At 39.6% G+C, this 18,578-nt stretch carries 20 protein-coding genes; all 20 read left to right on the top strand.

Features of this window, described 5'->3' with window-relative positions; translation table 11 throughout:
- A complete protein-coding gene (gene fabD / locus OK414_RS22060) occupies positions 1–945 on the top strand; it encodes an ACP S-malonyltransferase (RefSeq protein ID WP_034649189.1) in 945 nt (314 codons plus the stop codon).
- Position 946: 1 nt separating this feature from the next.
- A complete protein-coding gene (gene fabG, locus OK414_RS22055) occupies positions 947–1,687 on the top strand; it encodes a 3-oxoacyl-[acyl-carrier-protein] reductase (protein WP_013058906.1) in 741 nt (246 codons plus the stop codon).
- Between the two features lie 138 nt (positions 1,688–1,825).
- Entirely contained in the window at positions 1,826–2,059 is a 234-nt protein-coding gene (gene acpP, locus OK414_RS22050; RefSeq protein ID WP_013058905.1) for an acyl carrier protein, read from the top strand.
- Positions 2,060–2,239: 180 nt separating this feature from the next.
- Positions 2,240–2,986, top strand: coding sequence for a ribonuclease III (gene rnc / locus OK414_RS22045; RefSeq protein WP_013058904.1), 747 nt, complete (start codon positions 2,240–2,242; stop codon positions 2,984–2,986).
- Positions 2,987–3,063: 77 nt separating this feature from the next.
- Positions 3,064–6,624, top strand: coding sequence for a chromosome segregation protein SMC (gene smc, locus OK414_RS22040; RefSeq protein WP_034649190.1), 3,561 nt, complete (start codon positions 3,064–3,066; stop codon positions 6,622–6,624).
- 25 nt (positions 6,625–6,649) lie between these two features.
- On the top strand, positions 6,650–7,648 hold the full coding sequence (gene ftsY, locus OK414_RS22035; protein WP_013058902.1) for a signal recognition particle-docking protein FtsY: 999 nt from the start codon (positions 6,650–6,652) through the stop codon (positions 7,646–7,648).
- A 273-nt stretch (positions 7,649–7,921) separates the two neighbouring features.
- On the top strand, positions 7,922–8,254 hold the full coding sequence (locus tag OK414_RS22030) for a putative DNA-binding protein (RefSeq protein WP_025750337.1): 333 nt from the start codon (positions 7,922–7,924) through the stop codon (positions 8,252–8,254).
- Positions 8,255–8,266: 12 nt separating this feature from the next.
- Positions 8,267–9,610 (top strand): signal recognition particle protein, encoded by a 1,344-nt coding sequence (gene ffh / locus OK414_RS22025; protein ID WP_034649192.1) that lies wholly within the window; start codon positions 8,267–8,269, stop codon positions 9,608–9,610.
- Between the two features lie 136 nt (positions 9,611–9,746).
- Complete coding sequence (rpsP, locus tag OK414_RS22020) at positions 9,747–10,019, top strand: 30S ribosomal protein S16 (RefSeq protein WP_013058899.1); 273 nt, start codon at positions 9,747–9,749, stop codon at positions 10,017–10,019.
- Positions 10,020–10,030: 11 nt separating this feature from the next.
- The gene (locus tag OK414_RS22015; RefSeq protein ID WP_013058898.1) at positions 10,031–10,261 is read left to right on the top strand and encodes a KH domain-containing protein; all 231 of its coding nucleotides are present in this window, start codon (positions 10,031–10,033) and stop codon (positions 10,259–10,261) included.
- 151 nt (positions 10,262–10,412) lie between these two features.
- Positions 10,413–10,796, top strand: coding sequence for a YlqD family protein (locus tag OK414_RS22010; RefSeq protein WP_013058897.1), 384 nt, complete (start codon positions 10,413–10,415; stop codon positions 10,794–10,796).
- A 12-nt stretch (positions 10,797–10,808) separates the two neighbouring features.
- Positions 10,809–11,321: a ribosome maturation factor RimM gene (gene rimM / locus OK414_RS22005; RefSeq protein ID WP_263045057.1), complete on the top strand. Its 513-nt coding sequence runs from the start codon at positions 10,809–10,811 to the stop codon at positions 11,319–11,321.
- The gene (gene trmD / locus OK414_RS22000; RefSeq protein ID WP_034649194.1) at positions 11,321–12,061 is read left to right on the top strand and encodes a tRNA (guanosine(37)-N1)-methyltransferase TrmD; all 741 of its coding nucleotides are present in this window, start codon (positions 11,321–11,323) and stop codon (positions 12,059–12,061) included. Before rimM ends, trmD begins: the two co-directional genes overlap by 1 nt.
- Before the next feature lie 161 nt (positions 12,062–12,222).
- The gene (gene rplS, locus OK414_RS21995; RefSeq protein ID WP_013084808.1) at positions 12,223–12,567 is read left to right on the top strand and encodes a 50S ribosomal protein L19; all 345 of its coding nucleotides are present in this window, start codon (positions 12,223–12,225) and stop codon (positions 12,565–12,567) included.
- Between the two features lie 180 nt (positions 12,568–12,747).
- Positions 12,748–13,299, top strand: coding sequence for a signal peptidase I (gene lepB / locus OK414_RS21990; RefSeq protein WP_013058893.1), 552 nt, complete (start codon positions 12,748–12,750; stop codon positions 13,297–13,299).
- Positions 13,300–13,320: 21 nt separating this feature from the next.
- Positions 13,321–14,187 (top strand): ribosome biogenesis GTPase YlqF, encoded by an 867-nt coding sequence (gene ylqF, locus OK414_RS21985; protein WP_263045056.1) that lies wholly within the window; start codon positions 13,321–13,323, stop codon positions 14,185–14,187.
- 107 nt (positions 14,188–14,294) lie between these two features.
- Positions 14,295–15,062 carry a ribonuclease HII gene (locus tag OK414_RS21980; protein WP_263045055.1) on the top strand — a complete coding sequence of 256 codons (768 nt, stop codon included), beginning with the start codon at positions 14,295–14,297 and terminating at the stop codon, positions 15,060–15,062.
- Between the two features lie 369 nt (positions 15,063–15,431).
- A complete protein-coding gene (gene sucC, locus OK414_RS21975; protein WP_205661909.1) occupies positions 15,432–16,592 on the top strand; it encodes an ADP-forming succinate--CoA ligase subunit beta in 1,161 nt (386 codons plus the stop codon).
- 18 nt (positions 16,593–16,610) lie between these two features.
- A complete protein-coding gene (gene sucD, locus OK414_RS21970) occupies positions 16,611–17,513 on the top strand; it encodes a succinate--CoA ligase subunit alpha (RefSeq protein ID WP_016765409.1) in 903 nt (300 codons plus the stop codon).
- Between the two features lie 63 nt (positions 17,514–17,576).
- On the top strand, positions 17,577–18,458 hold the full coding sequence (gene dprA, locus OK414_RS21965) for a DNA-processing protein DprA (RefSeq protein WP_263045054.1): 882 nt from the start codon (positions 17,577–17,579) through the stop codon (positions 18,456–18,458).
- Positions 18,459–18,578 lie beyond the last annotated feature (120 nt).

Genomic DNA, 18,578 nt, shown 5'->3' with positions numbered 1-18,578 from the left:
ATGGGGAAAATTGCTTTTATCTTTCCAGGCCAAGGGTCACAAACTGTTGGTATGGGAAAAGATTTATATGATGGAACAGAAGAAGCGAAAAAGCTGATTCATATGGCTGACGAAGCTTTAGGATTCAATCTTTCAAACATTATTTTTGAAGGGCCTCAAGAAGAATTGACTTTAACTTATCACGCTCAACCTGCTCTTTTAGCAACGAGTACAATGCTGCTTGAAGCATTTAAAACGAGCGGAATTACACCCGATTTTGTTGCGGGTCACAGTCTAGGAGAATACAGTGCGCTTGTGGCTGCTGAGGTTTTATCGTTTAAAGATGCCGTGGTTGCTGTTCACAAAAGAGGTCGCTATATGGACGAAGCTGTACCAGCAGGTCAAGGTACAATGGCAGCAGTGCTTGGCATGTCAGCGGAAGATTTAGAAGCCGTTACCGCTCAAATTACAAGCGAAGGCGACGCTGTTCAGCTTGCAAATATTAACTGTCCGGGTCAAATTGTTATTTCAGGTACGGTAAATGGCGTAGAAAAAGCTGGAGCTCTTGCCAAAGAAAAAGGGGCAAAACGCGTGATTCCTCTAGTGGTAAGCGGTCCGTTCCACTCTAGTTTAATGAAGCCAGCTGCTGAAAAACTACGTGATACGCTAGAAACAGTGGGTTTTAGCGATGCGAAGGTTCCAGTTATAGCAAACGTAACAGCAAAGCCGGTTACTGACAGTCAAGATATTCAAAACAAGCTAGTGGAACAACTGTATTCTCCAGTGAGATGGGAAGAAACAGTTGAAACACTTCTTGCAGAAGGTGTAGATACATTTGTTGAAATTGGACCAGGAAAAGTATTATCAGGTCTTGTGAAAAAAGTAAATCGCCGTGCGGCTGTGTATGCTGTTAATGATCTTACATCATTAAAATCAACGATTGACGCACTAAAAGGGGGAGAATAACATGTTACAAGGGAAAGTTGCGGTTGTAACAGGCGCTTCTCGCGGAATTGGTCGTGCCGTTGCAATTGAGCTGGGAAAGCTTGGTGCTAAAGTAGTTGTAAACTATTCTGGCAGCGAAGCGAAAGCTCTTGAAGTTGTGGATGAAATTAAAGGATTAGGAACGGATGCAATTGCTGTACAAGCAAATGTGGCAGAAAGTGATTCTGTACAAGCAATGATAAAAGAAGCGATTTCTACATTTGGTTCAGTAGATATTTTAGTGAACAACGCGGGAATCACACGTGATAATCTTCTTATGCGTATGAAAGAAGACGAATGGGATGATGTTATTAATACAAACTTAAAAGGCGTATTTTTGTGTACAAAAGCGGTTACTCGTCAAATGATGAAGCAGCGCGCAGGACGTATCATTAATATTTCATCAATTGTCGGCGTCAGCGGTAATGCTGGACAAGCAAATTATGTAGCAGCAAAATCAGGCGTAATTGGTTTAACAAAAACAACTGCCAAAGAATTAGCAAGCCGCAATATTACAGTGAATGCAGTTGCTCCTGGTTTCATTGCAACAGACATGACGGATAAATTGAATGAAGAAGTGCAGGCGGAAATGTTAAAGCAAATCCCTCTTGCAAGCTTCGGCCAGCCTGAGGATGTTGCGAACGCAGTTGCGTTTTTAGCATCAGATGCAAGCCGTTATATTACGGGTCAAACGATTCACGTTGACGGTGGAATGGTGATGTAAAAAATGCACTTTACGAAAAGTGTAATTTGGTGATAAAGTACAAAGGGACGTTTACTAGGCGACCGATAAACTTTATTATTCAACCATAGTATTTTAGATGGAAATCATCTATAATGACTTGAGGGGAGGTGAAGAACAATGGCAGAGGTACTAGAACGCGTAACAACAATCATTGTTGATCGTCTTGGTGTAGACAAAAGTGAAGTGAAACTAGAATCTAGTTTCAAAGAAGACTTAGGTGCTGACTCTCTAGACGTAGTTGAATTTGTAATGGAGCTTGAAGAGGAATTTGATATCGAAATTTCTGACGAAGAAGCTGAAAAAATTTCAACTGTAGGAGATGCAGTTAATTACATACAGAGCCAAATTTAATCTGTAGTATATGTATGAAAAGCCCCGTTAAACAGCGGGGCTTTCTCTTCTTTTTAAGAATTTCAAAAAAAGACCTCTTTTTTTGAAAAGGTAGTGTATCTTTTAGGATACCTCGTTTTATAATGAGAGATGTTAGGAAAAAACTACGAAACAATTGAAGCAGGTAAGCGGAGGTATTTTATGCCTAAACAATATTCAAATCGAGATCGAAAGATGAACGTGAAATTCAAGCAAAATTTTGCAGAGTTTCAAAAGGAAATTGGTATTCAGTTTACAAATGAAGCGCTTCTTTTTCAAGCATTTACACATTCATCCTATGTGAATGAGCATCGCAGAAGACCGTATGAAGACAACGAGCGTCTTGAGTTTTTAGGAGATGCCGTATTAGAGCTAACCGTATCACAATTTTTATTTAAAAAATATCCAACGATGAGTGAAGGTGAGTTAACAAAGCTTCGTGCAGCAGTTGTGTGCGAACCGTCGCTTGTTACTTTTGCAAATGAAATGGATTTTGGTAAACTAGTGTTACTTGGAAAAGGTGAAGAGATGACAGGCGGCCGATCTAGACCGGCTTTACTGGCCGATGTGTTTGAAGCATTTATCGGAGCTCTTTATTTAGACCAAGGGCTTGATACGGTAGTAACGATTCTAAAAAAAGTTGTCTTTCCAAAAATTAATGAAGGTGCTTTTTCTCATGTGATGGATTTCAAAAGCCAGCTTCAAGAAGTGATTCAGCGTGATGGAGTTGGACAGTTAGAATACAAAGTTTTGCAAGAAAAAGGTCCAGCCCATAATCGCGAATTCTTATCTCGCGTATCGTTAAATGGTGAAGAGCTCGGCGTTGGTGTAGGCCGTTCGAAAAAAGAAGCAGAGCAAAAAGCAGCTCAAGTAGCTATTACGAAAATTAGAGCGAGTCAAACGAAATAAAATGATCCCCCTCTTAACGTATTCGTTATAAAGGGGGATTTGCTATGAAAAGATTACAAGTGTGAGGGGGGATTTCTATGTTCCTCAAACGATTAGATATTGCAGGGTTCAAATCGTTTGCAGAAAAAGTATCGATAGATTTTGTTCCAGGTGTAACGGCGGTAGTAGGACCGAATGGAAGCGGAAAAAGCAACATTACGGATGCCATACGCTGGGTGCTTGGAGAACAGTCAGCCAAATCGCTTCGTGGAGGGAAAATGGAGGACATTATTTTTGCGGGAAGCGAATCACGCCGTGCGGTAAACGTGGCTGACGTAACGCTGACGTTGGAAAATGATGACCAGTTTCTCCCGCTTGACTACCATGAAGTTAGTATTACAAGGCGCGTGTACCGCTCAGGAGACAGTGAATTTTTTATTAACAACCAGCCGTGCCGCTTGAAAGATATTGTCGATTTATTTATGGATTCAGGACTTGGGAGAGAAGCTTTTTCGATTATCAGTCAAGGAAAAGTAGAAGAAGTACTAAGCAGTAAATCTGACGAGCGCCGTAAAATCTTTGAAGAAGCTGCAGGTGTATTAAAATACAAAACGCGTAAACGAAAAGCGGAGCTTCGACTTCTCGAAACGCAAGAAAATTTAAATCGAGTGGTAGATATTCTTCATGAAATTGAAGGCCAGTTAGAGCCTTTACAGATTCAATCGTCTATTGCAAAAGATTATTTGCAGAAAAAAGAAGAATTAGAGCACATTGATGTGGCTGTTACGGTATTTGAAGTTGAAGATCTTCATCAGAAATGGGAAAAACTAAAAGCTGAAATGGCTCAGCACGAGCAGCTTGAAGAATCTCTCGCGACGAATATTCGCACGCGTGAAGGAGAAATCCAGACCCTTCGTTTGCACATTCAGCAAATAGATGAACAACTAGACTCTTTACATAAAAAACTACTATATGTAAGTGAAGAAGTAGAAAAGCTAGAAGGCAAAAAAGAAGTATTAAAAGAGCGTAAGAAAAATGCCTTTCAAAATAAAGAGCAGCTGGAACGTTTAGTAAAAGAGTATACTCATAAGCATCAAGAGCTAAGTAAAGCAAAAGACAGCGAAGGAAAAGATCTTGAGCAATCTCAAAAAGAAGTACAAGAGATACGCCTGAAGCTTACTGAGCAGGAACAGCTGTTCAGGCAGTACAGCGAGAATCTAGAAGAAAAACTTGAACAGATGAAAAGCGAGTATTTTGAATTAGCGAACGCTCAAACATCCGCCCGAAATGAAATTTCATTTTTAGAGCAGCAAAAAATGCAAACGTTTGAAAAAGAGCAGCGTTTAACAAAATCCAACGAGCAATACGTAGAACAGCGCCGTGAATTAACGCAGCGAAAAGAAGCGGCGATCAAAAGGCTTGCTCAGTTTCGTCAAGAGCTTCAGCAAGCTGTACAAGTGTATAAGCAGCAAGGAGAGCAGCTTGAGTCATTAAGGCAAGCCTATCGCAAACAAGAGTCTACGCTTTATCAAGCTTATCAGTACGTGCAGCAGACAAAATCACGAAAAGAAATGCTTGAAGAGATGCAAGAAGACTATGAAGGTTATTTTCACGGTGTAAAAGAAGTATTAAAAGCGCGTGATGAGAAGCTTGCAGGTATCAAAGGCGCGATTGCTGAGCTAATTAATGTCCCAAAAGAGTATGAAACAGCGCTTGAAATTGCCCTTGGAGGAGCAGCTCAGCATATTGTCGTTCAAGACGAACAAAGTGCACGTCAGGCAATTGGCTTTTTGAAACAAAATGGTTACGGGAGAGCTACATTTTTACCGCTGACGTCTGTAAAAGACCGTTATGTTCCCGCTCAAACTATTTCTATGCTAGAAAGCCATGAAGCGTATGTAGGAATCGCTTCATCTCTTGTTAAGTACGAAGCTACCTACGACCGAGTTATTAAAAATTTGCTTGGAACCGTTATTGTAGTCAATGATTTAAAAGGTGCAAATGAACTTGCCCGTCTTGTGCAGCACCGCTATCGTTTTGTGACCGTTAAAGGAGATGTCGTCAACCCCGGTGGTTCGATGACAGGCGGTTCAATGAAGCAAAAGTCTAACTCTTTGTTAGGCCGTCAGCGTGAAGTGGAAGCCATTACGGCAAAAATAGAAGAGATGGAACAAAAGACACTTGTGCTCGAGCAAGATGTGAAAGATAAAAAGTCACAGATTGAGGAGCTTCAGCAGGAAATTAATAAACAGCAGGCATTTGTGGAACGCTTGAAAGATAAAGAGCAGGAATCTGACCGAGAAGTAAAGCAAATTGACATCGAAGAGAAAGCAGTGAATGACCGCTTAACCATGTACGATCATGATATTGCTAGCTTTAGACAAGATCAAACGAGCTTGTCCGCTCGAATTGATGAGCTGCATACAAGTTTGCAAGGAAATCAGCAGCAGGCAAATGTATTAGAGAAAAACATTGAAGAGTTAGCTGCACGCAAGCATACACAGCAAACGTCTAAAGAAACGGTTCAACATGAGCTTACAGAAGTAAAAGTGCTTCTGGCGAAAAAAGAACAGTTCCTCACAAATCAGCAAGAAAAATATGAAAGAGTGTGTTTTGAGCTTGATCAAACCATTCAGCGTTTATCTGAAACTACAGATGATCTTTCTCTTTTAACGAGTGAAATCACGAGCAACGACTCGGGTGAACTTCAGCTCGAAGAAGCAGCGCATGAGCGAATAAAAGAAAAGACAGAAACGTTAAAATTAATGGATGACTCCAGATCAGAGCGGTTGAAAGCCCAGAATAAACTTGAAGACGAAGAGAGGATTGTAAAAGAGCTGCAGCGTCAGTACAAACAAATTGCGGATGCTTTAAAAGATGAAGAAGTCAAAATCAATCGAATTGATGTAGAGCTAGACAGCCGTCTGCAGCAGCTGACAGAAGAGTACGAAATTAGCTTTGAAGCAGCAAAAGAAAATTATCCTTTAACATTAGATATTCAAGAAGCGAGGAAAAAAATCAAGCTCATTAAGCTGGCAATTGATGAATTAGGAACCGTAAACTTAGGTTCTATTGAACAATACGAACGCGTTTCAGAGCGCTATGAATTTTTAAATACGCAGCGAGCGGACCTTGACGAAGCGAAAAATACCCTGTATCAAGTGATTGAAGAAATGGACGAGGAAATGAAAAAACGTTTTTCTGATACGTTCACTCGTATCCGCAATGAATTTGGTACAGTGTTCTCTTCCCTATTCGGAGGAGGAAAAGCGGATTTGAAATTAACAGATCCGAAAGATTTATTAAATACAGGTGTGGAAATTGTTGCCCAGCCTCCTGGGAAAAAACTGCAGAATCTAGGGTTGCTGTCAGGCGGCGAGCGTTCGTTAACAGCCATTGCCCTCCTGTTTTCTATTTTGAAAGTACGTCCGGTGCCGTTTTGTGTGCTAGATGAAGTGGAAGCGGCGCTTGATGAAGCAAACGTTCATCGCTTTGCTACGTATTTACGCAAATTTAGTACTCAAACACAGTTCATTGTTATTACTCACCGAAAAGGTACAATGGAAGAAGCTGATGTACTGTACGGTGTGACGATGCAAGAATCTGGCGTATCGAAATTAGTCTCTGTTCGTTTAGAAGAATCAAAGCAATATGTTTAACTCATAGAATGAAAGGGTGGTACGAATGAGCTTTTTTAAGAAACTAAAAGAAAAAATTACAATGCAAACCGATTCTGTTACCCAAAAATTTAAAGATGGCTTATCAAAAACGCGCAATTCTTTTTCAGAACGCGTGAATGATCTAGTGTCTCGCTATCGTCAAGTAGACGAAGAGTTTTTTGAGGAATTAGAAGAAATTTTAATCAGTGCTGATGTTGGTGTGGCTACCGTGTTGGATTTAATTGATGACTTAAAATCGGAAGTGAAACGCCGTAATATTAAGGATCCTCAAGATGTACAGGCAGTCATCTCTGAGAAATTAATTGATATTTATGAATCTGGTGAAGAGCAGATTGGTGAACTGAATATGCAGCAAAATGATTTAACGGTGATTTTGTTTGTAGGAGTAAACGGTGTTGGAAAAACAACAACCATTGGGAAGATTGCGCATAAATTCAAACAAGAAGGCAAAAAAGTCGTAATGGCAGCAGGAGATACGTTCCGTGCCGGTGCGATTGAGCAGTTAGAAGTATGGGGAGAACGCGTTGGTGTGGATGTTATTAAGCAATCTGCAGGCTCTGACCCTGCCGCTGTCATGTATGACGCTGTTCAGTCAGCTAAGGCTCGAAAAGCAGATGTTTTATTATGTGATACAGCAGGGCGCCTTCAAAATAAAGTAAATTTAATGAAAGAATTAGAGAAAGTAAAGCGTGTTATTGAGCGAGAAATTCCTGGTGCTCCTCATGAGGTACTTCTTGTACTTGATGCGACGACGGGTCAAAACGCTTTAAGTCAGGCTAAAACATTCTCAGAAGCAACGAACGTGACGGGAATTGTGTTAACAAAACTAGATGGTACGGCTAAAGGCGGAATTGTTCTTGCCATTCGAAACGAACTGAAGCTTCCTGTTAAATTCGTTGGCCTTGGAGAAAAAGTGGACGACCTTCAGCCGTTTGACACGGAGCAATATATCTATGGGTTATTTGCCAATGCTGTAGAAGAAGAAACAGAAAAAGAGGCGTAATCTAAAAAGAGGCTGGGATATAAGTATCTTAGTTGAAGGGAGATCCGAACGATTAATCGTTCGGATTTTTTTATTAGTAGGGGGGACGCAGGTTTCATATTTATTCGTCTTTAAATTGAAGTAATTTAGTTATGTTTCCATCTCTTTTAAGTGGAAAAATGTGAGGTGTTAAGGAAAAAACTTGACATTCAAACCTCGCCTAGTTAAACTAATAACATGTAAAGGCTTTTCACTTAACAAGGGGGCGGTCAGATGGTTGAAAAGAGCGTGCATATGCTCGAAAAAACAACAAGAATGAATTACTTATTTGACTTCTATCAGGCGCTGTTGACGCCCAAACAAAGAAGTTATATGTCACTTTATTACTTGGATGATTATTCCCTCGGTGAAATAGCGGAAGAATTTGATGTGAGTCGTCAAGCAGTTTATGATAATATAAAACGTACAGAGCAAATGCTTGAACAATATGAGGAAAAGCTATTGTTATTTCAACGGTTTCAAGAGCGTCAATCAATTGTTCAACAACTGAAAGACGAACTTGCAGCCGACTTACACAAGAATAGTAAGCTTTCTTCTCTTCTTGATTCGCTCGAGAAATTAGATTAGGGGGCGGCGTATATGGCATTTGAAGGATTAGCCGACCGTTTGCAAAGCACACTGCAAAAGTTAAAAGGAAAAGGAAAAGTTAACGAAGCTGATGTTAAAGAAATGATGCGTGAAGTTAGACTTGCCCTTTTAGAAGCCGATGTAAACTTTAAAGTAGTAAAAGACTTTGTTAAGCGCGTAAGCGAACGTGCTGTAGGTCAAGACGTTCTTAAGAGCTTAACGCCTGGACAACAAGTTATTAAGGTTGTACAAGAAGAATTAACTGTACTTATGGGCGGAGAGCAAAGCAAGATTGCAGTAGCTCCAAAAGCTCCAACTGTAATTATGATGGTTGGACTTCAAGGTGCAGGTAAAACAACAACAACCGGTAAACTTGCCAATTTATTACGTAAAAAATATAACCGTAATCCATTGCTTGTAGCAGCAGATATTTATCGTCCGGCAGCTATTAAACAGCTTGAAACACTAGGGAAACAGCTTAGCATGTCTGTTTTTTCATTAGGTGATCAAGTAAGTCCTGTGGAGATTGCGAAACAAGCTATTGCTCATGCGAAAGAAGAGCATCACGATTATGTATTAATTGATACAGCGGGACGTTTGCATGTTGATGAAAATTTAATGGAGGAGTTAGAACAGATCAAAGAGCTTTCTAACCCAGACGAAATTTTCCTTGTTGTCGATGCGATGACGGGTCAAGATGCAGTAAACGTTGCGGATAGCTTTAATAAGCAATTAGGATTAACTGGAGTTGTATTAACGAAACTAGACGGCGATACGCGCGGTGGTGCAGCGCTTTCTATTCGTGCAGTAACCGATACACCAATTAAGTTTGTCGGTCTTGGAGAAAAAATGGATGCTATTGAAGCATTCCATCCAGAGCGTATGGCTTCCCGTATCTTAGGTATGGGTGATGTGCTGACGCTTATCGAAAAGGCTCAGGCAAATGTAGATGCTGAAAAAGCAAAAGAGCTTGAAGCTAAGCTGCGCACGCAGTCATTTACATTTGATGACTTTTTAGATCAACTTGCTCAGGTGCGTCAAATGGGACCGCTTGATGAGCTAATTGGTATGCTTCCGGGCGCCAATAAAGTAAAGGGGCTCAAAAACCTGCAGGTGGATGAAAAGCAAATTAATCATGTAGAAGCAATCATTCGTTCTATGACGAAAGCGGAAAAAACAAACCCTGAAATCATTAATGCAAGTCGAAGAAAGCGTATTGCAAAAGGAAGCGGACGTTCTGTACAAGAAGTCAACCGTTTGCTTAAACAATTTGAAGACATGAAAAAAATGATGAAACAAATGACAAATATGTCAAAAGGCAAGAAAAAGGGTATGAAACTTCCATTCTTTTCATGATAAAACGCTTGATTCGGACTGAAAAACCAAAGAAAATAAAATATTTTTCTAGTGTTAAGAAAAAAACCTTTACAAACATTTTACCTATTTGATATTATATTATCTTGTTGAAACATATTCGGAGGTGCTTTATAAAATGGCAGTAAAAATTCGTTTAAAACGTATGGGAGCTAAAAAATCTCCTTTCTATCGTATCGTAGCAGCAGACTCTCGTTCACCACGTGATGGACGTTACATCGAAGTAGTTGGAACTTACAATCCTGTAGTTCAACCAGCTGAAGTTAAAATCGATGAAGAGCTAGCTCTTAAATGGTTACAAAATGGTGCTAAACCATCTGATACAGTTCGTAACCTTTTCTCTAACGAAGGCATCATGGAAAAATTCCATAATGCTAAATTAGGAAAATAATTTCACTCGAGATGACATCACTAATCGAAACAATTGTAAAGCCGCTTGTTGATTACCCAGCTGATGTTAAAGTGGAGGAACAAGAAGATGAACGTCAAGTGACGTACATCCTTACTGTTCACCAAGAAGATGTCGGCAAAGTAATCGGCAAACAAGGCCGCGTTGCAAAAGCGATTCGAACTGTTGTGAATGCAGCAGCATCACAGCAAGGTAAAAAAGTGTATGTGAAAATTCAAGAGTAATCAAAAAGGGAGAGGGATAACCTCGCCCTTTTTTTATGTTATGATAAGATGAACGTTTTGATCACAGTAAGTCTTTTGCGAGCAAGAAGCAGCTATTTCAATATGCATGTAAAAAGCACAAGGTCACTATATTGAGAGCGGAGGGAACGTTTTGAACATTATTCAAAAAGTGGTTGTGAAACAAGTGTTAACTGAAGCAAGCAAACAAGATCTTGAAAATCGTTTTATAAACCGCAAGCAGGCGCTTGAAAAAGAAATGGAACAGCTGAAATTTCAGTTAAAGCATATGGAAAAAGCCAATAAAGGTTCTTCTTTATTACATAGTCAGTTTGAAAAAGAAAAATCCGCTCGCCTTGAAAAAATTGAAGTGTTGAACTTTCAGCTGACGCAATTAGAAAAGCTTCCTTTAGGGAGCGAACTCGTTGAAACGGAACTTGATGCCTTAGTAGAGGTAAAAATCGGCGATGATTGGGAAAAGATAAAAGAAAGTAAAACAATTATTATAAAAGATAGCAAAGTTGTTGAGATTAGATAGAGGTGAAGAAGTATGAAATGGTTTAAGGTTGGAAAAATTGTGAATACCCATGGCGTAAAAGGAGAAGTTCGTATTGTATCAACTACGGATTTTGCTGACGAGCGCTATGAAAAAGGAAATAAACTTTATATCTTCAAAGAAAAGCAAAGCGAGCCGGTAGAAGTAACGGTAGCAAGCCACCGCAGGCATAAAAATTTTGATTTGCTTACATTCGAAGGCTATCAAAACGTAAATGATGTTGAGCAGTATAAAAACTGCGAAGTGAAAATTCCTGAGGAGCAGCTAACCGATTTAGAAGACGGTGAATTCTATTTCCACGAAATTATTGGCTGTACAGTAAAAACAGAAGACGGAGTAGAGGTAGGAACGGTCAAAGAAATTTTAACGCCGGGAGCTAATGATGTGTGGGTTGTTAAAAAGGACGGAAAAGAAGTTCTTATTCCTTACATCGACGACGTTGTACAATCTATTGATATAGATGAAAAAGAGATTGTTATTACAGTAATGGAAGGGTTATTGGACTAATGAAAATTGATGTACTGTCGCTATTTCCTTCTATGTTTGACGGTGTTTTTGGTGAATCAATTTTGAAAAAAGCACAGGAAAAAAATGCGGTTGAACTGAATGTAGTTAATTTCCGAGAATATTCTACGAACAAACATCAAAATGTGGACGATTATCCTTACGGCGGAGGTGCTGGAATGGTATTGACGCCTCAGCCTATTTTTGACGCTGTAGAAAAGCTGACTAGAACAGCTGAGAAGCCCCGGGTAGTTTTGCTTTGTCCGCAGGGCGAACGCTATACACAGGCAAAAGCAGAAGAGCTAGCAGCAGAAGAGCATTTAATTTTTATTTGCGGTCATTACGAAGGATATGATGAACGAATTCGTGAGCAGTTGGTAACTGATGAAATTTCAATTGGTGACTATGTATTAACTGGAGGAGAGCTTGGTGCAATGGTTGTGATCGATAGCGTTGTTCGCCTGCTTCCTGATGTCCTTGGCAATAATCATTCAGCTGTACAGGACTCACACAGTACCGGTTTACTAGAGCACCCCCACTATACGCGTCCTGCTGATTTTAGAGGCTTAACGGTTCCTGAAGTACTTATGTCAGGAAATCATAAAAAAATTGAACAGTGGCGCCAAAAAGAATCTTTAAAGCGCACGCTGCTTCGAAGACCGGATATGCTTGAAAAGATGGAGCTAACAGAAGAGCAAAAGAAACTAGTAGCTCAATTAAAAGAAGAAAATCAGCTTTCATAAATCCATAAAATTTATGCATAAACTCTGTTGCATACGATATAAGAGTGTGCTAAGATAGATTTTGTGGCTTGGGCAGATGTCTGGTCACCTATAACGATGTTCCGCTGCAATGATTGAAAAGCATTGGTATGAGCGTCTGTTGGAAGGAGTTGAAACACGCGATGCAAAAATTAATCGAAGAGATTACAAAAGAACAATTAAAAACAGATCTTCCTACGTTCCGTCCTGGTGATACTGTACGTGTACACGTAAATATCGTTGAGGGTACTCGTGAACGTGTTCAGGTATTTGAAGGTGTTGTTATTAAGCGTCGTGGCGGTGGTATCAGCGAAACATTTACAGTACGTAAGATTTCTTACGGTGTAGGTGTAGAGCGTACATTCCCACTTCATACGCCAAAAATTGCAAAAATCGAAGTAATGCGCCGCGGTAAAGTACGCCGTGCGAAACTTTATTACCTACGTGAATTACGTGGTAAAGCTGCGCGTATTAAAGAAATTCGATAATAGTAAAGGGGAGCTTGTTTATACAAGCTCCTTTTTTCAAATGTTTTTTTAGAACGATTCGTTCTCTGACAGTAAAAAATAGACGTACAAGTCATCATTTTTTTATTCTATTTATTTATTAGGCGTTTCAAACATTATCGTTTAAAATAAAGGTATGACATAAGAGTTGGAGGACTGAAGATGGCTCGAAAGAAAAATGAACTGTGGGAATGGATAAAAGCAATCGCCATTGCCGTACTGTTAGCTGTTGTAATTCGCTATTTCTTGTTTGCACCGATTGTAGTAGATGGACTTTCTATGATGCCTACGCTGCATGACCAAAATCGAATGATTGTAAATAAGTTCTCCTATAAGATTGGTGATCCTGATCGCTTTGATATTATTGTTTTTCATGCTACAGCGGAAAAAGATTACATAAAACGTATTATTGGACTGCCGGGTGATCATATTGAGTATCGAAATGATACGCTATATGTAAATGGAAAAGCTTATAAAGAGCCCTATTTAGATCAGTATAAAAAAGAAGTGATTGACGGTAATTTAACCGAAGACTTTAAGCTAGAAGACGTAACGGGTAAAAAGACCGTGCCAGAAGGATATTTGTTCGTGATGGGAGACAATCGACGCTACAGTAAAGACAGCCGTCAGATTGGCTTTGTGAGCATGGACAAGGTGCTTGGTAAAACGAGTGCCGTATACTGGCCGATTAAAGAAGCGCGTTTTGCAAAGTAAAATATAAAAGGTGAGTAAAATATGACAATTCAATGGTTTCCTGGCCATATGGCCAAGGCCAGAAGACAAGTAACTGAAAAGCTAAAATTGATTGATATTGTATACGAACTGGTTGATGCACGCATTCCGCAATCATCGCGAAATCCAATGATTGATGAGATTATCGTGAACAAGCCGAGAATCGTATTGCTGAATAAAGTGGATAAAGCTGATCCGCGCGTTACTCAGCAGTGGCTAGATTATTACAAAGAACAAGGTATTTATGCCTTAGCTATTGACGCACAAGCAGGTAAAGGAATGAAACAAATTGCTTCGTCTTCCAAAGAACTTCTTCAAGAGAAGTTTGACCGCATGCGCGCAAAAGGAGTTAAAAAACCCCGCGCTATCCGTGCGATGATTGTAGGGATTCCTAACGTCGGTAAATCAACGCTGATTAATCGCCTTGCCAGCAAAAAAATCGCCAAGACCGGAGATCGTCCAGGTGTGACGCAAGCACAGCAGTGGATTAAGGTAGGAAATGAGCTGGAGCTACTTGATACGCCAGGTATTTTGTGGCCTAAGTTTGAAGATGAAACAGTTGGATATAAGCTTGCGACAACGGGTGCTATCAAAGATACCATTTTAAATATGCAAGATGTCGCTGTTTATGCGCTGCGCTTCTTAACTAGCCATTACCCAGAACAATTAAAGCAGCGTTATGATTTAAATGAAATCCCTGAAGACATTGTAGAGCTTTTTGATGCAATTGGGTCGCGCCGCGGCTGTTTAATGGGTGGCGGCATGGTGGATTACGATAAAACGGCTGAGCTTGTTCTTCGAGAAATTCGAACGGATAAAATTGGCACCTTTACATTTGATGATCCAAGTGAAGCTGAACAGCAGCTGTAAGCAATACATTGCGAACTGAAACAAAAAACGCCTCTGCCTTTTTAGCATGAGGCGTTTTTTATGTAAAAGTGCCGCGTGAAAATGTTGATATAAAGAAGGTGGAGCTAATGAAAAAGAGTATTAAAGAAATAAAAGAAGAACTAAAGCAAGTGAGAAGCCCGGAAGATGCTTTATTTAAGGTATATGCGCAAGATGAGCGTAAAGGTGTGCAACAGGTTATTATTCAAAAACAAAGGCAATTTGAAGCCGCTGAGCGCTTAAAGAAACAGTTTGATGAAATGATGGCATATGAAAACGAATTATACAATCAGGGAGCAACCTATATTGCCGGAGTAGATGAAGTAGGAAGAGGACCGTTAGCAGGACCGGTAGTAGCTGCTGCTGTTATTTTGCCGCCGGATTTTTTTCTCCCTGGTTTGACGGATTCAAAGAAGTTATCAGAGGCAAAGCGAGAAGAATTTTATGAAGAAATTTGTAAAAGCGCTGTCGCTATCGGTATAGGTATTATAGACGCAGAGGTCATTGATTCTATTAATATTTATGAAGCAACAAAAAAGGCAATGACTGAAGCAATTGAACTTCTAGCTGTTCAGCCTGATGAACTGCTTATTGATGCGATGAAGCTGCCGGTGCCTATTTCGCAGCAGTCAATCATCAAAGGCGATGCTACAAGCATTTCGATTGCTGCAAGTTCTGTTATTGCAAAAGTGACGCGAGATCGAATGATGAAAGAACTTGGTGAACGCTATCCTGCATACGGATTCGAAAAACATATGGGATATGGAACAAAACAACATTTAGAAGCAATCCAACAATATGGAAGTTTGCCAGAACACCGCCGATCTTTTGCACCGATAAAAAACCAAGTAAACTAGAACATGATACCCGAGCATATCTCTGCTTTTTAGCGCATGTTTCACATGCGGGATTTTAGGTTCAAAAAGAATATAGCCTATTTAAGTGGAGGTATTGCTACGGGTGAAGTTCGTAAATTATTTTCCTTTCAGTTCGCTTCAGTTGTGAAGGTTGATTTACATGATCAACCATACGTTTAACGTCCGCAGAGCCTCATCGACTTCATAAGGTATGGTTAAGTACTATCTCCATAAAAATATCAATTTTCTTATTATTTCAATATTTTTCACTAGAATAGTAGACAATTAGACAATTATTTTTATACAATGAAAGCGCAGTCTATTTTGTGCAGTATAGTTTTGTGGTTGATTATGTTAGGAGGATGGGAAATGAATATCCATGAGTATCAAGGAAAAGAACTACTCAGAAAATATGGGGTTGCAGTACCAAACGGTCGAGTAGCTTTTACTGTTGAAGAAGCAGTTGAAGCAGCAAAGGAATTAGGTTCACAAGTATCAGTGGTGAAAGCACAAATCCATGCTGGTGGACGCGGTAAAGCGGGCGGTGTCAAAGTAGCAAAAAACTTAGATGAAGTTCGTACATATGCACAAGATATTTTAGGAAAGACCCTCGTAACACACCAAACAGGCCCTGAAGGAAAAGAAGTTAAGCGCTTGTTAGTTGAAGAGGGATGCGATATTAAGAAAGAATACTACATCGGTTTAGTTCTTGATCGTGCAACGTCTCAAGTTGTATTGATGGGTTCTGAAGAAGGTGGAACTGAAATTGAAGAAGTGGCGGAAAAAACGCCTGAAAAAATCTTTAAAGAATATGTAGATCCTGCGATTGGTTTACAAGCATTCCAAGCTCGCAGACTTGCATTTAATATTAATATTCCAAAAGAATTAGTTGGAAAAGCAGTTAAGTTCATGACAGGTTTATATACAGTATTTATTGAAAAAGACTGCTCAATCGCAGAGATTAATCCTCTAGTTGTAACAGGTGACGGAGACGTTATGGCATTGGATGCGAAGTTAAACTTTGATTCAAATGCGCTGTATCGTCAAAAAGATATTCTTGAATATCGTGACCTTGAAGAGGAAGATGCTAAAGAAATTGAAGCATCTAAATACGACTTAAGCTACATTTCACTAGACGGTAATATCGGTTGTATGGTAAACGGTGCAGGTTTAGCAATGGCAACGATGGATATTATTAAACATTACGGAGGCGACCCTGCTAACTTCCTGGATGTTGGGGGCGGCGCAACTGCTGAAAAAGTAACAGAAGCATTCAAAATTATTTTATCTGACCAAAATGTAAAAGGTATTTTTGTTAATATTTTCGGCGGGATTATGAAATGTGATGTTATTGCAACAGGTGTTGTTGAAGCAACGAAACAAGTGGGATTAAGCCTTCCATTAGTTGTTCGTTTAGAAGGAACAAACGTTGAACTTGGAAAAGAAATTTTACAAAAATCAGGCTTAAATATCACAGCTGCTGAATCTATGGCAGACGGCGCACAAAAAATCGTTTCACTAGTGAAATAGAAAGGCTGGGGGATAGGAATGAGCGTATTTATTAATCAAGATACAAAAGTAATTGTACAAGGAATTACAGGCGGAGTTGGCCTTTTTCATACACAGCAAATGTTAGAATATGGAACGAAAATTGTTGGTGGCGTAACGCCAGGTAAAGGCGGCTTAGAAGTAGAAGGTGTTCCGGTATTTAATACGGTTGCCGAGGCAAAAGAAAAAACAGGTGCAACGGCTTCTGTTGTATATGTTCCGCCAGCATTCGCAGCTGACTCCATTATTGAAGCAGTTGACGCAGATTTAGATTTAGTTATTTGTATTACGGAAGGTATTCCAGTATTAGATATGGTAAAAGTAAAGCGTTATATGGAAGGAAAACGTACGCGCCTTGTGGGACCTAACTGCCCAGGTGTTATTACACCGGAAGAATGTAAAATTGGAATTATGCCAGGGTACATTCACAAAAAAGGTCATGTAGGTGTAGTTTCACGTTCTGGTACATTAACATATGAAGCTGTTCATCAACTTTCTGAAGCTGGCATTGGCCAATCAACAGCTGTTGGTATCGGTGGTGACCCAGTGAACGGCACGAACTTTATCGATGTATTACAAGCGTTTAATGAAGATGAAGATACGTATGCAGTAATTATGATTGGTGAAATCGGCGGTACAGCAGAAGAAGAAGCGGCAGAATGGGTAAAAGCAAATATGACAAAACCTGTGGTCGGCTTCATTGGTGGTCAAACAGCACCTCCAGGAAAACGTATGGGCCATGCTGGTGCTATTATTTCAGGTGGTAAAGGGACAGCGTCTGAAAAGATTAAAACAATGAATGAGTGCGGTATTCAAGTAGCTGAAACACCATCTGTTATGGGAGAAACACTTATTAAAGTGTTAAAAGAACAAGGCATTTACGAGCAGTGTAAGACTCATTAATAGAAGACATATAGCCTCCTTTGACCGGGGGCTATTTTGTCCATTTAAAAAGGAGATTGTAGAATGTCTGATTTACGGGAAAAATTAATTCATTTAGCACATTGTCCATCTGTTAATTGGAAACAAATTTTTACGCTACTTCAACAGAATTCTTCATTACAAAATCTCTACGAGTACTCTCCATCACAGCTTCAAAAACTATTGACTCTCTCGATTGAACGTGCTAATCAAATAAAAAAAGATTTGCAAACTATTCCAATACGAGATATTCTAGATAAATATGACGCTGAGAATATTCAATGTGTCACCATCCTAGATGATGAATATCCTGAACTTTTGCGCCATATTTATGATCCGCCTTGGGTATTATTTGCAAAAGGAAAGGTTTCTCTTCTACACGCTCCAGAAAGCTTAAGCATTGTAGGAACAAGGAACCCCACTTCATATGGAACTGCAGCTCTGACTCATATTGTTAAGCCGATGCTGCATGAAGAATTTGTCGTTGTAAGTGGACTAGCTTTAGGGATTGACCAGGCTGCTCATGAACTGGCTATCGCTGAAAAAGCTAAAACGATTGCAGTTTTAGGCGGAGGGTTTTATAATATTTACCCAAGAGTAAACCAAAATTTAGCAAGAGAAATTGCGCAGCATCATTTGCTGCTTTCTGAATATGCCCCGTTTATGAAGCCGACGAAATGGTATTTCCCTCGCAGAAACAGAATCATTAGCGGATTAACAGGAGGCACGTTGGTGGTGCAAGCAAAAGAAAGAAGTGGATCTTTTATTACCGCCGACCAGGCGCTTCAGCAAGGAAGAGAAGTATTTGCCATACCGGGTTCTATTTTTGAAGAAACATCATGTGGAACGAATAAGTTAATCCAATTAGGGGCAAAACTTGTGCAAAGCGCTGCTGATATTACAAATGAAATGATGGATATAAGATGAATGTTTCAAAGCAGTCATATTCTTGCATGGTATGAAATACTAGTGAGATACGTAGTGAAATCGTATGACTTATCTTTTGAACATTTGACAAACAAGAACCAAATATTTAATAATAATGAA

The organism is Priestia sp. JV24, assembly GCF_025910025.1.
Taxonomy (GTDB): domain Bacteria; phylum Bacillota; class Bacilli; order Bacillales; family Bacillaceae_H; genus Priestia; species Priestia megaterium.
Note: the sequence above shows the minus strand (reverse complement) of the source record. Positions and strands in the feature narration are given on the sequence as shown.

Excerpts from the sequence above, each read along its gene's own strand:
- acpP (WP_013058905.1), top strand. The coding sequence starts at position 1,826 with ATGGCAGAGGTACTAGAACGCGTAACAACAATCATTGTTGATCGTCTT.
- smc (WP_034649190.1), top strand. The coding sequence starts at position 3,064 with ATGTTCCTCAAACGATTAGATATTGCAGGGTTCAAATCGTTTGCAGAA.
- trmD (WP_034649194.1), top strand. The coding sequence starts at position 11,321 with ATGAAAATTGATGTACTGTCGCTATTTCCTTCTATGTTTGACGGTGTT.
- OK414_RS21980 (WP_263045055.1), top strand. The coding sequence starts at position 14,295 with ATGAAAAAGAGTATTAAAGAAATAAAAGAAGAACTAAAGCAAGTGAGA.
- dprA (WP_263045054.1), top strand. The coding sequence starts at position 17,577 with ATGTCTGATTTACGGGAAAAATTAATTCATTTAGCACATTGTCCATCT.
- sucD (WP_016765409.1), top strand. The coding sequence starts at position 16,611 with ATGAGCGTATTTATTAATCAAGATACAAAAGTAATTGTACAAGGAATT.
- lepB (WP_013058893.1), top strand. The coding sequence starts at position 12,748 with ATGGCTCGAAAGAAAAATGAACTGTGGGAATGGATAAAAGCAATCGCC.
- sucC (WP_205661909.1), top strand. The coding sequence starts at position 15,432 with ATGAATATCCATGAGTATCAAGGAAAAGAACTACTCAGAAAATATGGG.
- ylqF (WP_263045056.1), top strand. The coding sequence starts at position 13,321 with ATGACAATTCAATGGTTTCCTGGCCATATGGCCAAGGCCAGAAGACAA.
- rpsP (WP_013058899.1), top strand. The coding sequence starts at position 9,747 with ATGGCAGTAAAAATTCGTTTAAAACGTATGGGAGCTAAAAAATCTCCT.
- ftsY (WP_013058902.1), top strand. The coding sequence starts at position 6,650 with ATGAGCTTTTTTAAGAAACTAAAAGAAAAAATTACAATGCAAACCGAT.
- rimM (WP_263045057.1), top strand. The coding sequence starts at position 10,809 with ATGAAATGGTTTAAGGTTGGAAAAATTGTGAATACCCATGGCGTAAAA.
- ffh (WP_034649192.1), top strand. The coding sequence starts at position 8,267 with ATGGCATTTGAAGGATTAGCCGACCGTTTGCAAAGCACACTGCAAAAG.
- fabD (WP_034649189.1), top strand. The coding sequence starts at position 1 with ATGGGGAAAATTGCTTTTATCTTTCCAGGCCAAGGGTCACAAACTGTT.
- rplS (WP_013084808.1), top strand. The coding sequence starts at position 12,223 with ATGCAAAAATTAATCGAAGAGATTACAAAAGAACAATTAAAAACAGAT.
- fabG (WP_013058906.1), top strand. The coding sequence starts at position 947 with ATGTTACAAGGGAAAGTTGCGGTTGTAACAGGCGCTTCTCGCGGAATT.
- rnc (WP_013058904.1), top strand. The coding sequence starts at position 2,240 with ATGCCTAAACAATATTCAAATCGAGATCGAAAGATGAACGTGAAATTC.
- OK414_RS22030 (WP_025750337.1), top strand. The coding sequence starts at position 7,922 with ATGCTCGAAAAAACAACAAGAATGAATTACTTATTTGACTTCTATCAG.
- OK414_RS22015 (WP_013058898.1), top strand. The coding sequence starts at position 10,031 with ATGACATCACTAATCGAAACAATTGTAAAGCCGCTTGTTGATTACCCA.